This is a genomic window from Peristeroidobacter agariperforans (assembly GCF_004138335.1).
Taxonomy (GTDB): Bacteria; Pseudomonadota; Gammaproteobacteria; order Steroidobacterales; family Steroidobacteraceae; genus Steroidobacter; species Steroidobacter agariperforans.
In genome coordinates this window covers 120024-135464 of record NZ_RYFW01000007.1, presented here as the reverse complement: position 1 = coordinate 135464, position 15441 = coordinate 120024, and the positions used below count along the sequence as shown (strand labels likewise).

The following is a 15441-nucleotide window of genomic DNA, read 5'->3' as shown; positions in this document are numbered from 1 at the left end:
ATCCAAGTGCTCACTTCCGCAAGATCGGCCGGGCGCCGCTCGCGCCCGCTCGACAATGTACCCGGGTGCCACGAAAATCCGACGACGACAATGACGACGGCAACCGAGCGATACAACGAAAGGCTGCGGCGTGTGCTGGAACATATCGACCAGCACGCGGATGACGCACTCGACCTCGAAACGCTGAGCGGCGTCGCGACCTTTTCGAAGTTTCACTTCCATCGGCAATTCACGGCGGTTCTGGGCTTGCCCCTGTACCGTTACATCCAATTGGTCCGCATGAAGCGGGCATCCTGGAGACTGGCGTTCCGCGAGGGACAGGCGGTCATCGACATTGCGATGGATGCCGGCTACGAAACGCCCGACGCCTTTGCTCGCGCCTTTCGTCAGCAGTTCGGACAGACGCCCACCGCGTTCCGCAAGGATCCTGACTGGGATTCGTGGCTCGAAGCGTTCACACGATACAACCACGCGAGAGCCCAACTCATGCAGACTCCATATTCCGCTGATGATGTGACCATCGTCGAGGTGCCGGCAACACCTGTCGCCGTCATGCCCCATCGCGGCGATCCGGCGCGGCTCGGTCAGACGATCCAGCGCTTCATCGCCTGGCGAAAAGCAATCGGCCTTCATCCCCGAAGCAGCGCAACCTTCAACGTTTTTCACACTGATCCGCGAGCGACCGCACCGGATGAGTTCCGCTTGGATCTATGCGCAGCAACCCACCGCACCGTTGCTCCAAACGACGCTGGCGTAGAAAACGGGCTGATCCCCGGCGGCCGCTGCGCGCGGTTACGCGTAAGAGGTTCCAGCGACGACCTGGAGGCGCCCGCCCTCTATCTTTATCGGGAATGGCTGCCGGCCAGCGGCGAAGAGACTCGCGACTTTCCTATTTATTGTGAGCGCGTGCGCTTCTTTCCCGACGTGCCCGAGAACGAGGCGATCACCGATCTGTATCTGCCGTTGCGATGAAGCGCTCGGATCAGGGCAAGCAACCCTATCGCCGCGCTACCGCGAGTCAAAGCAGATGTCGGTTGGCCCGCCGTAGAACTTGTACTCCGACTGCACTACCCCGCTGTGCATGCCGGGGTCGACCGTAATCTCGGAACACGTTCCCGCGAATGCGATGTGAGAGGAAGCTCGACGGTCGGCACGGATCGTATTGCCACCGACGCGGACGTTCGTCGAGTACGCGAACAGGATGGAGTCGATGCCGTATCCAACCTCTATGGTGTTTCTTTCGACGGCGACGTCCTGGCTATGGGCAATACTGACGCCATTGACGTTCTTGTCATCGTACGCGATGGTGTTTCCGACGATCACGACATTCCGCGTGGTGAATGTGCCAGAACTACGGAAAACCGCGATGCCGTTGCGCTCCGACACGCCTGCACGAATGCCGCGAATGACATTCCCGGCGATCGTGATATCGACGCCGTTTCCGTTACAGCCGTCGTATTCGATTCCGCCGAAGCTACCATCGATGACATTTCTCGAGATGGCAATCCGCTCCGCCGAACGCACCTCGATGGCCCCTTCAAAACCGGTGAGCCCATGCGTGCCGGTCCAGTCAATGACGTTGCCGGACACGACCACATCCTTGCAGACGTTATCGTTGTTATAAGCCCGTCCCGGATCCGCCGAGATGTAGATCGCGTGCCGATCCATCCTGCCGGCTTCGAATCGATTGCCTTCGACGAGCACACCGAAGCATGTTTGGAACAGCACACCATAACCCCCGGCGCCGCGACGACGGTGGTACACCATGCCGCCGAAACGGCAGCCCCGGATCGTGATGTTGCTCGCGCCTGTGGCGATGAAGCCGCCGGTGAACCCCGACATCCTCAGCCCCGACAGAGCGATAGCATCGCAGCCGCCGCCATTCACGTAGGGCATGGCGGGTGGATCGACGACCGCGATCCCGTAGGCTGGCTGGTCGGGCGCGACCGCCCCGATGATCCGACCGCCGGTGATCTTGATACGATCAGTCTTTATGAACGAAGCACTGTCGCTGGTGCGGCCGATGCAAAGGAAGGGCGCCGTACTCGTCTGCATCACGATCGTGCAGTCTCGCAGGTCGATCGTGGTATCACTGGTGGTTAGGTATGCCGCATCGGACATTCTGTAGGTGCGACCTGGCCGGCCCTTGATATTTCCACCCACTTTGAAGGCATCTCGAATCGCTCGGGTATCGGCGACTACGTTGCCGCCCCGCGCTCCGTAACGCTCGAACGTGCCGGGTGGCTCATCGTAGTTGGTCGGTGTGACTTTCGCCGCACGTTCGGCCGAAGTGATCGGATAACGAGGAGCCGAGCTGGAGCACGCTCGGCTCGGCGCTCCGATCAGGATACCCAAGAGCATTCCGGAAAAATCACGGCGTCGCATCGGCGCAAGCTTCGCACAACCCACGCCCAGCCGACACCCGCCGAAAAGTGAGATTCACCCGAGGTCCGCACGGGCGGCTGAGCTTGTTGATGCCGTGTTTCCAGTGGTGCTGAGTCGCGCCCTTCATCAGCAGCAAGCTGCCCGACTCCAACTCGATGTTCACGGGCTTCAAGTCCTTTCTGAATCTGTGCTTCAGCACGAACGTGCGTTGCTCACCGAGACTCAGCGACGCGATCGTCGGATTTCTTCCGAGCTCGGGCTCGTCGTCGCTGTGCATGCCCATGCTGTCGCGATGATCTCGATAGTAGTTCATGAGCACGCTATTGAACGAAGCGCCGGCCAGCGTTTCGACGCGGCTGCGAACGTCCGAGAGCAAATCGGTCCACGGCAAGGGTTCGAGCGAGAGCCCGGAGTACGTGTATCGCGCTCCGGGCTCGCCGAACCAGGCAGTCAATCGCGGTTGTCGATGCTCCTGACCCCACAGCGTGATGACCTCGGAGCGCCAGGGCGTTTGCTCAATGAGCTCCTGCAGGATGCGATCCAGAGGCGCGCCGAGATCGATGCGCGACCAATAGCGGATGTCGGCATCGGGCAAATCCAGCAGGCGCGGTTCGCCATTGTCAAAGAGATCGCCCGTCACCACCTCACCGCTCCATTACTGCTCCAGGAAGTCCGTAACGGAATCGCGACTCGGGGTGAGCCCCCGTAGTTGCAGAACCGCGCCGGCATTGCCTCGATGATAGGTCCCGTGCATGCAAACATGAAGGATGATCTCGCCTCGCTTCATGCGCGCGGGCTTGCCACTGGTGAAGACGAAGTCGATAGGCTCCTCGAAATCGCTCTCCCGCAAGCCTGCAACGTAAGCCGCGTACCAGTCGTCGACCTCTCTGGCGCTAGCCGCCAGCGTCTCGAGCGTCGGCATGTTTTCGGACCGAGCCGCCTTGAACGTGTGCGGCAGTCCGCACAGGTGGTGCTGAAAGATCCGGTCGACCGCGTGAATGTGGTCGAGAATGCGAAGCATGATGAAGCTGTCCTCATTCGTCAGCCGATCCAGGTTCTGGCCGATCGCCTCGTACAAGCCCAGATCGGCCCAGCGTTTGACATCGATGAGCTGTGTGTAAGCCGTGTGAGTCATGATTCGTCCAACCTCCGTCGCTCGTTCATTCGACGCCAGCAGAATACGAGCCATGGCTCGTATTCACTACTCGCATCGGGTGACGCGCCGCGTGACCTGTAAACACGCGACTCGAGCGCTTTCGATGCAATGGCAGCTCGCATTCGGGCGGTGTCGGCCATTATGTCCGGGAAGGCGGCCCGGTCCCTTGCCAAAGCCCCTGCCCCGTGCCAGCGTAGCTTCACAAAATCTCAAAGCGCCGCGGACGGATGGCGGCACGGGTGCAGGGTTCTCATGAGAGACGGGATCGGGATGCCTTCGGGCGAACCGCAGGTTCGCCTGCTCGTGATGTGTGCGGCGCTGCTGTGGGCAGTCCTGATCAACGGCCTGGCGTGGGCCGACGATGCGGTGACGCTCGCCGAAAAGCCGCCAGTCGCTGCACCGGCAGGCTGGACCAAGACAGTCGATGCCGCTGCGGCCGATCCCAAGAACACTCAGCTCGACTACCTGCTCATCGATCGCCAGGTGCGCGTCGAGGATCGAGGATCCTCCTATTACTCGCACTTCGTCATGCACCTCGGCAATCAATCCGCCGTGGACGAACAGTCGCACGTTCAGATCACCTATCGTCCGGCCACCGACCGGATCATCCTGCACAGCCTGAAGCTACGCCGCGGCGGCAAAACCATCGATCAGTTGCAGCGCGCTCGCATTTCGACGCTACGTCGTGAGCTGGACCTGGAACAGGGCATCATCGACGGCGACCTGACGACCAGCATCGTGCTAGAGGATGTCCGGGTCGGAGACGTCCTGGATTACAGCTACACGCTGATGACAGGGGAAGATGGCCTCGGCACGCCATTCGGCGAATCGTTCACCACACAGTGGTCGATTCCCGCTCGCTACTCGTACTTGCGCATCCTGCATCCGGTCACGCGTAAGCTCGCGTTCAAAGCGTCCAACACAGCGGATCAGCCGCTGAGCCGAGTCAATGGCGCATGGCAAGAGCTCGTCTGGCAATGGCGCGACCTGAAGGGCCTGCCGCACGACGAAGGCCGTCCGGGCTGGCACGTCCACTATCCATACATCGACGTTAGCGAAGCTCACAGCTGGCAAGAAATCGCGCGCTGGGCCACTCGCCTCTATCCGAAGGCACGCTTGTCTTCCGAGCTGAAATCTCTCATTGCGCAGTTGCAAGCGTCCGCGGACACGAAAGAAGAACAGATCATCGCAGCGCTGCGCTTCGTGGAGGATGAGATTCGTTACACCGGCATCGAGATCGGTGCGGGAGGCTACCAGCCACAGCCGCCGGACGCCGTGCTGAAGCGCCGCTTCGGCGACTGCAAAGAGAAGTCCTATCTGCTGGTGACCTTGCTCCAGGCAATGGGCGTCGATGCGCGCCCTGCCTTGGTCAACACCTATCGCAGACAGGCGACACCGACGCTCCTGCTGCCCTCCGCTGCCGCGTTCAATCACATGATCGTGCGCGTTCAGCACGCCGGCAAAGTGTTTTGGCTCGATGCGACTCGAACCTTGCAGGGCGGCGGGCTGTACAACGTCCAGCAGGCACATTTTGGCGCGGCGCTAGTCGTTGACGACACAGGCAAGTTCGAGACGATTCCAGAGCCGACGCTGAAGACGCCCAATGAAAGCGTCCTCGAGCGTTTCGATCTGAAGGCCGGCGTGTTCGAGAAGGCCTCCATGAAGGTGGAAACGACTTACCTGGGCGCCGAGGCGGATCGCGTGCGACGCTTCCTCGCCGATTCCAGCAAGGAAGAAGTCACACGCCAGTACTTGAACTTCTACAAGGACGAGTATCCGGGCATCAGCGTCGCCGATCCGTTCGTGGTAGTCGACGATCGCGAAGGCAACCAGTTGGTCCTGATCGAGAAGTACGCGATCGAGCCGGCGTTCACCAAGGACGATGACGATCAGAAGTACTATTTCGAGTTCAATCCGCACGTCATCCGTCAGGCAGCCGTGGCGCCCAAGACCCTGGTGCGCACAGCGCCGCTGCAACTCGATCACCCCACTCATATCCGCTACAAGGCCGTGGTGCTGTTGCCCGAGCCGTGGGACGTTGAAGAGCTCAACGGGAATATTACGACGCCGGCGTTCGCCTATCGCTCCTCGGTTCGCTACAAGCAGGACACCATCACCGCGGAATATGATTTCAAGACGCTGGTGAACCACATTCCTGCCGCCGATGTCGTCGAGCATGCGCGGAAGCTCGAAGCTGTGCGTGACGACGCCTATTATTACTTGAGCTATGCCCCCGCGTCCGCAACGGCGCCGGTGTCTTTCAAACTCAGCATGACAATGATGTTCGCAATCATCGGCGGCATTGTTGTCGGTGGGCTGCTGATTCGCTGGCTGTGGCGTTACGAGGACCCTCGCTTTCCAAAGCGTGCGTCTGCTGGCGCGCCCGAGGGAATCAGGGGATGGCTCGTGCTCCCCGTTCTCAGTGTGATCGTCACCGCCGGCGCGCTGTCATTCATGTTCTTCGCGCTGCACGACTATTTCGACGCCAACACCTGGGCCGATCTCGGCGGCGGAGCAGACCCGGTCGTCGCGCACTGGGGCAAGATCGGCTGGTTCTTCGTGATGTTGTTCGGTTATGCGCTCTTGCTGATGACGCTCTTCGTGTTCTATCTGCTGTTCACGAAGCGCCGGGGCTTTGCGCCAGGCTACCTCATCGTGTTGTGGTTCAGCCTGCTGTGGGCTGTCCTGGTGGCGTTTTCCCAGGATGCGCTTGGCCTGGAGAAGATGAATCCAGCGAAGTTCGCGGGCTCCATGGTTCGCGATGTCCTCGTCGCGGTGATCTGGACCGCGTACATGCTCAAATCGGAGCGCGTTCGCGCGACATTCGTGCGAACGCGGTCGACGCCAGCTGCGACTACGTTGGCGGCCCTGGATCCTGTGCCAGAAACCTCTCCAGCTCCGTCAACAACGTGACCGGATTGGATTTGCGATCGACTGACGAGTCGCGTGCTTCAGTTGACGGTTATTTGTCTTTTTGCATGGCGCGTTTGGCTTCTTTCGCGCCTTCTTTCGCGGCCTGGCCTACTTCCTTGGCAGCCTCGGCCACTGCCTTGCCCACCTGCTTGGCGCCATCGCCCACTTCGCGGGCAGCCGTTCCGACGGCTCGGCCGACATCTTTCGCGCCTTCTTTGAGCGTGCTTTCTTCGGCAATGGCCGGCGCAGCCAGGCCGATCGTCAGCAGCAACGCGGTGATTCGAAGCGCGGCGGGCAATTTCATAGTTGCGGGCCTATATGAACGGAATGCCGCACATGTACCTCCGCCCAGCGCGATTGTCCATAGTGCGGCCGCGGAAATGGGGGCTGAGACCCTTTATTGCTCGAGACCCCTGAGCGGAGCCTGAACGGACCTGGAGCTACGGCCGACGGAACTTATAGATGAATTGGTCGGTGTAATGGCGGACCGAAGCATCGAAGACCGACTTGGTGTGATCGTCGTCGGGGTGCCGAAGCGCGGTGCTCTCGTCGACGAAGGCGAAACCGGCCCGCTCGAAATCCGCCCGGACCACCTGCGGATCGATCCGGTGCAATCGGTTCGCGACCGACGTGATGTTCTCGCGCGCTGTCGGATTGGCAAGGTGATCGACAACGACCACCAGGCCGCCCGGCTTCAACGCCTCACGCAGGATACGCAAAACCTTCTCGGGATCGCCCATCGGCTCGGGCGCGTCGCCGGGCTGCCAGTAGATGTCGTGGTACGTGAGCACGATCAGCACTCGATCCAGCGAACCGGGCGCGAGCTTCAGATAGTTGCTGGGCGCATTGACCCGGACCGCATTCGGCAACCGCTTGCGAGCCAATCGCGAAGTGAGGCCGTTGTGTGCGGCCTGGTTGTAGAGCTCATTGTTATAGATGAGCACCTGGCCGCTCTGCCCGACGATGTGGGCCAGCAACTCGCTGTAGTAGCCAGGGCCCGCGTAGAAGTCGAGCACATGATGCCCGGGCGCGATCTCCAGAAACCGCAGCACCTCGTGCGGCTTGCGCCATGCATCCTCGATGCGATCTGCCGGCATACGCGTGCTCGCAATCGCTGCTGCAATCGGATCGTCGGCAACGGCTGTGTGTCCCCATGCAAAGAGACTCAACGCCAACGGCAGCAGACAACGTGAGATGAGTTGCATCGGACGCAGCATACACGCGGCGTCAGGCACGAAAGGAATGCAATGACAAAACTTCAGCCTCGCGCCCCCGCAAGCGCGCTTCTCGCTAAGCGTTACTCAGTAGCGGCCGAGGGCGTGGCGGCGGTGGATGGAAACGTGCGCGCCACGCGCCCCATCCAATCCTTCAGAGCACCGGTGCGCAGATCTTTCTCCGGCGTCATGCCCAAGCGCACCACGATGAGATCTTTCGAAGGGACGACGAGGGTGTACTGGCCTTCGAACCCCTGCGCGCTGAAACCGTCCCGCTCCGGGCCGGTGTCGACGTAGATGGGATAAGGGCGGCCGCTGCCGTGCTTCGGTGCAAGCCACCACCCTGCGCCGTAGATGTCAGCGTTCGTGCCGGTGCCGTGGGTGCGCGCAAAATCCACCCAGCCTTCCGGCAACACTCGCCGCCCATCCCACATGCCGTCGCGCAGGTAGAGCAAGCCGAACCTGGCGAAGTCGCGCGCCGACGCGTAGATGAGCGCGCTGCCGTACATCAAGCCCGCCGCGTCGAACTCCGGCTGTGGCTTCATGCCGATCACGTCGAACAGGCTCACATTCATCCATCTCAGCATCGCACCGCGACGTTGCTCCGGCGAGGCTGGATTGGGAACAATGGTTCTCGTCAGCGCATCCGCCGTCAGCACGATGCCGCACGAATTGTAGTTCCAGTGCGTGCCAGGCTCATGGATCAGCGGCAAGCCAGCACAGTAACTCGCGACATCCAGGCGGCCCGGGCCGAACAACTTTCGCGAGGCATCGCTCTCGGCAATCGTTTCTGCTTCGATTTCAAGATATCGCTGACCGTCGGTCATCTGCAGCCATTGGCGCCACGGAATCTGCGCCCGACGATCATCCGGCGACCAATGGGGGCTGCCCATGGGCTGGTCGATGTTTATTTTTCCCTGGGCTACCGCGATGCCGACCAGCGCCTGCGTGATCGACTTGGCCATCGACCACGACACCAGGCGTGTGTTCGTGTTGTAGCCCTGCGCGGCCCGCTCATAGATAAGTCGCCCACCGCGGATGATGACGAGCTCGCGGGTTTCTCCCAATCCGGCAGCGCGCTTGTCGAAGGCATCGGCAATCACAGCGCTGAAAGCGGCCGAATCCATCTCCAGCGGCAACGAGCCGACCGGCCATTCCGTCGTCGGCCACGGCACATCGGGCGGCTGCGCCGGCAATGGCGCCAAGTCAGCATGTGCGTGAGATAGCGGCGCGGCCAGCGATATCGTCACTAACAAAGTTCGCAACATCGCGAGGTCCCTCCCGATGCAGTACTTGTCGTTCTAGTTCACTGGATGACAGCCAAAGCCGTCCTCGAATCTCGACCGCGACGAAATCAGGCCGCCGAGGGCTGAAGCAGTCACCGCGCCATTACCGGCGACGACATCGAGAGATTGCAGCGCCTCGGGATCGAAGTCAGTGCTGCACGAATCGAGCGGACGACCTGCTACAAACAGGCAGGAGCAGGTTTGTTTGGCAACATAGGTTGTACCCATGCGTGCGGTCGCGTATGTATCCCTGGCGCTCCACACGCCAATACCGACCAGCAGCACGAGGACGCCGGCGATCAACGGCCATATGCGCTTCATTGCAGCCTCCGTGCACTCGATGAGCGCGCCGATCCTAGCGCAATTATTTACTGAGTGACAGGCGGGGAGCGGCCCTTTGTCATGGGTACGAAAGTGATGCTCAACCCGCCCGGCAGTGGATGCTCGATCGGCTGATCGCCCACGTAGCCACACACTTCATATAACCGCTTGCCCGGCAGCGTGGCCATCAGAGCGAACTCGCTGAATCCGGCGCGAGCAGCTTCGGATTCACAGCGATCGAGCAGCATCCGACCCAGGCCGCGGCGCGCGTGCCGTGAATCGATAAAGAACGCACGGATCCGAGCGGCATCGACGGCGGGGTCGAGCCAGGAATCGTCCCGGGATTCGCGAGTGTCGCTGCCGAAAAGCGTCTTGCGACGACTCCAGCCGCCGCAGCCGACGATGTCGCCGGCGCCAGTTTCAATGACGAAGTAGGTTTGATCCCGGATCAGTGCGGTGTCGACGCCGAATGCACCGAGCAGTGCGGCTTCGATTTGTTCCGGCGTGTAGTGGCCAGCGCCCAGCTCGCGGATGGAGCGAGCGATCAAATCGCGAAGTACAGGCTCATCGGCGGCGACCGCCACCCGCAGTTGATAGTCCACGCTCACCATCGCCTCATCGAGTAAGCGTCAAGGATGACGCCCGTCAGCGATGCTAGCAAAAGTCAGGTCGTTCCTGGGGCGGCAGCGAGCAGCGAGGCAACGGTACGCTTGGAAATGCCGGCAACTGTCTGCACGGTCGCAGCGATAGCGGCGCTGTCGCCCCGAGCGAGCGTGTCGGCATATTCCTCAGCGAATCCTTGCCAATAGACGCCTTGGGCGTCGGTGGTCTCACCGTGGTCGACGCTCTGTGCGGCCTCCTCCAACACGCCACGCACATCGCCATACGACCTGCGAATCAGCTGCTGCGCCTGAGCGATGTCCTGCAACGCCTTGCGAGGATCTGCGGCGTTCCACTGCGACGGTTGAATCGCCTGCTCCGCCACGACGGTGCGAACGTGATTGAACTGGCCGGTCGGAAAGCGCCGGCCGCCGCCGCGAATCGCGAGCGAGTCGCGCACCTGGGGCCAGTCCTTTTCGGAAACATTGAACGCCAGCTCACCCCTCGCATCACGCGTCGCTCGAACCCCCATGGGAGTCAGCGCTCGATCCAGGGCAGCAACAATCGCCGACTCCGACTGGGTTGGATCCACGGTGACGGAGCTCGCCTGCCGCGACCACTTGCCGACGGCGAAGCTCAGCGTTTCCGAGTCGCCGTTGCGTAATGTTTCGAAGCTCAAGCCGCGCACCGCGAACTCCTGCGTCGCCTTGGCCTCCGCGCTGAACTTCAGACTGCCATCGAGCGTCCCGGCGCTGGCCGCCGAGCGCTGTTGCCAGAACTTGTCGAACTTCTCGATGGCCGCGGCCGCATCGCCGCCGGTCATTTCCTTTCGCAGCGCACGCAGCCGGGCATCGGCTTCGGACAGGAATCGAAGCGCCTGCTGTGCGCCCGAAACCTGGCGATTCAGCTGGCTGTCATAGGACTTGAGGCCACCGCGCAGCGTGGTCGGTGCAACGGGCTCGACCTTGCCGACCGGCGCCGGCAATTCGGTGCGGGTCAGCGAGACGCCTTCGACGGCGCTTCGCGGTGTAACCTGACGGCCTGAATCTACGACGGAAAGTTGCATGGCGTGACGAGGTTAGATCGCCTGGAATAGCGAGAGCTTGCTCACCTGCGCATACGCCTTCTGCGTCGCCTGCACGGCTGTCGTGTATCCGTTCAACTTCACTGCCGCGTCGCTATAGTCGAGCTGCCCCAGGGTCAGCGCCGCTTGCTTGTTCGACAAGCTGACGTTGGCGTGACTGGTCTCGAGCGTCTCGAGAATGTTCTGGGCGCCGCCCAACCCGGCAATACGACCGCTGATGCTTTCGATCACATCGTCCAGCGAGCCCATCGCCGCAGTGACATCGGCACGCACGGCCGGATCGTTCACGTTGGCGCCCGGGGTCTGCAGCGTCGTGAGCACACGCTCCAATTGGTTCAGCACGCCCGCCATTTCCGGCAGCGTGACATTCGAAGGCTGAGTCACGCCGGGACCGACAGCCACCTGCTGTGACTCGGTGTTGCCGGTATACGTATAGCGAGAGCCCACCGGCGCGGCCGGATCGTAGGTCACGGTCGGCGAATCGACCGCGGTGCCCGAGAACACGTAACGACCCTCCGCGTCGGCGCTATTCGAAACGTAGAACATGCTGTCGAGCAGAGGCTTCAGGGAACCCGCCATTGCAGCGACGTCCTCGGAAGTATTCGAGCCGTCGCCCGCCCACACCAGCAAATCACGCACGCTCAACATGTCGTTCGACATGCTGGTGAGATAGACCTCGTTCTGTGTCAGGCGGCTCTGCAACGTCGAAATATTCTCGCGGTACTGATCGAGCGCCGCTTCTTCGCGATACAGGCGCGACAGTCGCACCGTAGTCACGGGGTGCTCGGAGGGCAGCGAATATTTCTCGCCGCTGGCCATCTTCTGCAGAATGTCCTCCAGACGGTAGGACGCCTTCTGCAAGGCCGTATTCATCGTGGTGTGATATTGCGTGCTGGCAATGCGCATCATGACTTCGATCTCAACATCAGCCCAGCAGCGCGAGCGTGTTGTCGAACAGCTCGTTCGCCACCGCGATCACTTTCATGTTGGCCTGATACATCTGCTGATATTGCATCAGGTTGATGGCTTCTTCGTCGGTGTTGACGCCGCTGGTGGACTTCCAGCTCTCCTCCGCCTGGTTGCGCACGGTCTGCGCGGTGTCCATGGCGGCCTGGTTCTGCTGACTGTCCATGCCCAGCTTGGCAACCAGCTGCGTCGAGGCGTCGGCCAGCGTCACCGAGCCGAGCCCGGGCAGCGTAATCGCCGAGGAGCGCAAGCCGATCAAAGCCAACAAGTTCTTGCTGTCGCCACCCGCGGTCGCCGACGTCGAGAATGCAAGCTCGCTGCCCTGAATGCCCGGACGAACCCGAAGCATGCCGGTGGCGGTCGAGGAATCGTATTCAAACAACGGCGTGCCCGGCGTGCCATCGGGGGCGAAGCCTGCCGCCAGTTGCGCGTTCACAGCGTCCGCCAACTGCTCGGCCATGTCGCCGATCGATTCGATCATCGGCGTCAGCGTCTTGGCTTCGTAATCTTCCAGGCCACCGAGCTCGCCGCCCAAGCCCGTCCTCGGCAGGATGAAGGCTTCCGAGGCGAACGCGACTTGCAATGTTTGTGTGCCGTCGGGGTTGGTGGTCGCGGTCATGGTCGCAGCACGTCCGCCGACGACCAGTGGCTGACCGCCACGCAAGGAAATGCTCCGTGTGCCGTCGGCCTGGTCGACGACCTGTAACGAGACGAGCGTCGCGAGCTCATCGATCTTGTTGTCGCGCGCATCCATGAGCGCCGAGGGATTCACGCCCGAGCCCTGCGTGGCCGCGATCTGTTTGTTCAACTCGGCAATGTCCTTCGAGAGGCCATTGATCTGGGTGATCGTGGTAGCGCGCTGCTGAACGATCGCCTGGCGCTGATTCGACAATACTTGTGTGAGGCTGTTGAAGCGCTGCGCGAGCGCGTCGGCGGCGGTGATGATCTGCTGACGCAACGGGCTCGAGGTGGGGTCGACGCTCGCCGCGTTCAGTGCGCCAAAGAACGCATCGAGTCCGCTGTTGATGCCGGACTCTTCGTCGCCCATCACCTGCTCGAGCTGTGTGAGATATGGCTGCGCCGTCGTGCGCTGACCCAGTTCGGAAGCGGCGCTCCACATCTGCAGGCTCTTGTAGCCGTCGCTGAAGCGGATCAATGACGGCACCGCGACGCCGCTGCCGGCGCTCAGCTGGCCGGTCTGACACGGCGCGATCGACGCCAGCAACACACCCTGGCGCGTATAACCCGGCGTCATGACGTTGGCGACGTTCTGGCTGGTGGCGTTCAGGCCCGCCTGCGCCGCCAGCGCTCCCGACAATGCGTTGAAGATGATGCTCATTGCTGGAATGCAGAGCGACCCGCGAAGCTCAAAACTTAAGCTTTGTTACTTGTCATTTTTTTGGGTCGGCAGCAGCTGACGCACGATCACATCGGCAATGCCGAAGGCGCGCTGCCGGGACATCACATCGGCGACCGACGTGTCCGCGTAGTCGAGCATGTCGGCGTTCGTGTTCTTGCCGTAGATGCTGTCTTCGCCGGCAATCTCTTTGGTCGCACTGCGCATCTGTCGCAGCATCTGGGAGATGAAAAAACTTTCGAACTGCTGGGCGGCCTGCTGGACTTTGCCGCGATAGACGGCGTCTTCGCCCGACGGCGCGATCGCCGAGTCGTCCGCTGCCCGAGGCTGCGATGAAACCAGATCGACCTTCATGGCTCAGATCACCGTCAGCTCGCCTTCGATCGCGCCGACTTGATCCAGCGCCTGCAGAATGGCCATCAGATCGTCGGGCGTCGCACCCGTGCTGTTCACCGTATCGATGATGGCCTGCAGGCTCACGCCCTCCGGCCACTGGAACATGCGACCCTCATCCTGGCTGACCGACACGTCGGATTGCGGCGTGACCACGGTCTGCCCCTGGCTGAGCGGATTCGGCTGGCTCACCTGCGGGTTCTCGCTGATGATGACCTTCAAGCCGCCGTGCGAGATCGCAGCAGAGCGCACTCGCACGCCTTCGGATATCACCACCGTGCCGGTGCGTGAATTGAAGACGACCTTGGGCAACTGTGAGCCCACGTCGACCGGCAGAGACTCCAAGCCAGCGACGAACGCGACTCGCTGAGTTGGATCCATGGGAGCGGCAACTTCGACGCTCGTCGAATTGCGCGTCGTGGCGATCGCGCCGTAACGCTTGTTGATGGCCTGTACGATGTTGGTCGCGGTCTGGAAGCTCGGCAGCTTCAAGCTCAGTAGCACAGTGGGACGCGTGTCGAAGTCGGTTTCGATCTCGCGTTCGATGGTCGCGCCGTTCGGCACGCGACCGGAGGTCGGCGAATTCACGGTGACGCTCGAACCACTCGCGCCCTGTGCCGACAGGCCGCCGACGACCAGGTTGCCTTGAGCCAGCGCATAGACTTCAGAGTCGGCGGCACGCAGAGGCGTCAGCAATAACAAACCGCCACGGAGGCTCTTCGCATCGCCCATCGACGAAACGGTCACGTCGATCTTCTGGCCACGACGATAGCCCGGAGGAAACACGGCGCTGACCATGACGGTCGCGACGTTGCGCAGTCGAGGATCGGTGCCTTCCGGCAACTTCACACCGAACTGCTTGAGCATGTTGGCGACAGACTGGCCGGCGAACTTCACCTGCGTGCCGTCGCCCGTGCCCTGCAGGCCGACAACGAGGCCATAGCCGAGCAACTGGTTCTCACGCACGCCTTCGACGCTCACGAGCGAGCGCAACGGCTTGGACGGCGACATCGGGATGTTGGCCGTCGCGTTCACGCTCGGCGCGCCGATCAGCAGCGCCAGCGCCAGGGTGCGGAGAATTCGAAGCAAGTACATGGACCAGATCCTTAGAACGGCATCCACGGACTGTTGAAGAAGCGCGTCAACCAGCCCGCCTGATTGGAATCGGCCAAGCTGCCCCGACCTGAATAGGCAATGCGTGCGTTTGCCACGCGCTGTGACGAAATTCTGTTCTCGGCGTCGATATCCTCGGCGCGCACGAAGCCCGATACGCGCAGGAACTCTTCGCCCTGGTTCAAATACAGACTCTTCTCGCCATGAACGCGCAGCAGTCCGTTCGGCAACACTTCCTGCACGATGACCGTAAGCGCGCCCTGCAAGGCGTTCTGCTGAGTGCTGGTGGCGCCGCCCTGGAACTCGCGATCGGCCGAGATGCTGGTGTTCGCGTCGATGGTGCTGTGACCGATCGTGAAGCTCGGGATGTCGACGCTGCTGCTCTTGCTGATGTTGGTGTCGGCGCTCTTGCGCGCCTGGGTCGTTTCCAGCAATACCACCGTCAACACGTCGCCCGGGCGGAACGCACGTACGTCCGCTACCAACGCCCACGGACGCTCGGCTGTGAACACGCCACCCGACGTGCCCTTCGGCAACGCGGTGAACTGAGGAACAGCAGGCTCCTCTTCGGCCGGCTGTTGACGCGGCAGCATCGAGCAGCCCGACAACAGCAGTGCCGCACCGACGACAGCGAACAACGTGCGAACGTTCAT

At 61.8% G+C, this 15441-nt stretch carries 16 protein-coding genes; 2 read left to right on the top strand and 14 right to left on the bottom strand.

Annotated elements, in window-relative coordinates:
* Positions 1-90 precede the first annotated feature (90 nt).
* Positions 91-972 (top strand): AraC family transcriptional regulator, encoded by an 882-nt coding sequence (locus tag EK373_RS31145; RefSeq protein ID WP_129649273.1) that lies wholly within the window; start codon positions 91-93, stop codon positions 970-972.
* 36 nt (positions 973-1008) lie between these two features.
* Here EK373_RS31145 and EK373_RS31140 read toward each other — a convergent pair whose 3' ends face one another.
* The 3 genes from EK373_RS31140 to EK373_RS31130 are packed head-to-tail and all read right to left on the bottom strand — an operon-like array spanning position 1009 to position 3574.
* Positions 1009-2361, bottom strand: coding sequence for a right-handed parallel beta-helix repeat-containing protein (locus tag EK373_RS31140; RefSeq protein WP_129649272.1), 1353 nt, complete (start codon positions 2359-2361; stop codon positions 1009-1011).
* A gap of 10 nt (positions 2362-2371) precedes the next feature.
* Positions 2372-3025 (bottom strand): alpha-ketoglutarate-dependent dioxygenase AlkB family protein, encoded by a 654-nt coding sequence (locus tag EK373_RS31135; protein ID WP_198683789.1) that lies wholly within the window; start codon positions 3023-3025, stop codon positions 2372-2374.
* Between the two features lie 15 nt (positions 3026-3040).
* Positions 3041-3574 (bottom strand): DinB family protein, encoded by a 534-nt coding sequence (locus EK373_RS31130; RefSeq protein ID WP_198683788.1) that lies wholly within the window; start codon positions 3572-3574, stop codon positions 3041-3043.
* A gap of 219 nt (positions 3575-3793) precedes the next feature.
* On the opposite strand from EK373_RS31130, the gene EK373_RS31125 reads away from it, so the two are divergent.
* Complete coding sequence (locus tag EK373_RS31125) at positions 3794-6454, top strand: DUF3857 domain-containing protein (protein WP_198683787.1); 2661 nt, start codon at positions 3794-3796, stop codon at positions 6452-6454.
* 49 nt (positions 6455-6503) lie between these two features.
* Here EK373_RS31125 and EK373_RS31120 read toward each other — a convergent pair whose 3' ends face one another.
* From EK373_RS31120 to flgH, 11 genes are all read right to left on the bottom strand, one after another.
* Positions 6504-6758, bottom strand: a complete 255-nt coding sequence (locus EK373_RS31120; RefSeq protein WP_129649269.1) for a hypothetical protein — start codon at positions 6756-6758, stop codon at positions 6504-6506.
* Positions 6759-6894: 136 nt separating this feature from the next.
* Complete coding sequence (locus tag EK373_RS31115; RefSeq protein WP_129649268.1) at positions 6895-7659, bottom strand: class I SAM-dependent methyltransferase; 765 nt, start codon at positions 7657-7659, stop codon at positions 6895-6897.
* 92 nt (positions 7660-7751) lie between these two features.
* A complete protein-coding gene (locus tag EK373_RS31110; RefSeq protein ID WP_129649267.1) occupies positions 7752-8936 on the bottom strand; it encodes a serine hydrolase domain-containing protein in 1185 nt (394 codons plus the stop codon).
* A 33-nt stretch (positions 8937-8969) separates the two neighbouring features.
* On the bottom strand, positions 8970-9275 hold the full coding sequence (locus tag EK373_RS31105; RefSeq protein ID WP_129649266.1) for a hypothetical protein: 306 nt from the start codon (positions 9273-9275) through the stop codon (positions 8970-8972).
* A 47-nt stretch (positions 9276-9322) separates the two neighbouring features.
* The gene (locus EK373_RS31100; protein ID WP_232831403.1) at positions 9323-9886 is read right to left on the bottom strand and encodes a GNAT family N-acetyltransferase; all 564 of its coding nucleotides are present in this window, start codon (positions 9884-9886) and stop codon (positions 9323-9325) included.
* 53 nt (positions 9887-9939) lie between these two features.
* Positions 9940-10941: a hypothetical protein gene (locus EK373_RS31095; protein WP_129649264.1), complete on the bottom strand. Its 1002-nt coding sequence runs from the start codon at positions 10939-10941 to the stop codon at positions 9940-9942.
* 12 nt (positions 10942-10953) lie between these two features.
* Complete coding sequence (gene flgL / locus EK373_RS31090; RefSeq protein ID WP_198683786.1) at positions 10954-11868, bottom strand: flagellar hook-associated protein FlgL; 915 nt, start codon at positions 11866-11868, stop codon at positions 10954-10956.
* 16 nt (positions 11869-11884) lie between these two features.
* Positions 11885-13264: a flagellar hook-associated protein FlgK gene (gene flgK / locus EK373_RS31085; RefSeq protein ID WP_129649263.1), complete on the bottom strand. Its 1380-nt coding sequence runs from the start codon at positions 13262-13264 to the stop codon at positions 11885-11887.
* A gap of 45 nt (positions 13265-13309) precedes the next feature.
* The gene (locus EK373_RS31080) at positions 13310-13636 is read right to left on the bottom strand and encodes a rod-binding protein (RefSeq protein WP_129649262.1); all 327 of its coding nucleotides are present in this window, start codon (positions 13634-13636) and stop codon (positions 13310-13312) included.
* Between the two features lie 3 nt (positions 13637-13639).
* A complete protein-coding gene (locus EK373_RS31075; RefSeq protein WP_129649261.1) occupies positions 13640-14770 on the bottom strand; it encodes a flagellar basal body P-ring protein FlgI in 1131 nt (376 codons plus the stop codon).
* Between the two features lie 11 nt (positions 14771-14781).
* A complete protein-coding gene (gene flgH / locus EK373_RS31070) occupies positions 14782-15441 on the bottom strand; it encodes a flagellar basal body L-ring protein FlgH (protein WP_129649260.1) in 660 nt (219 codons plus the stop codon).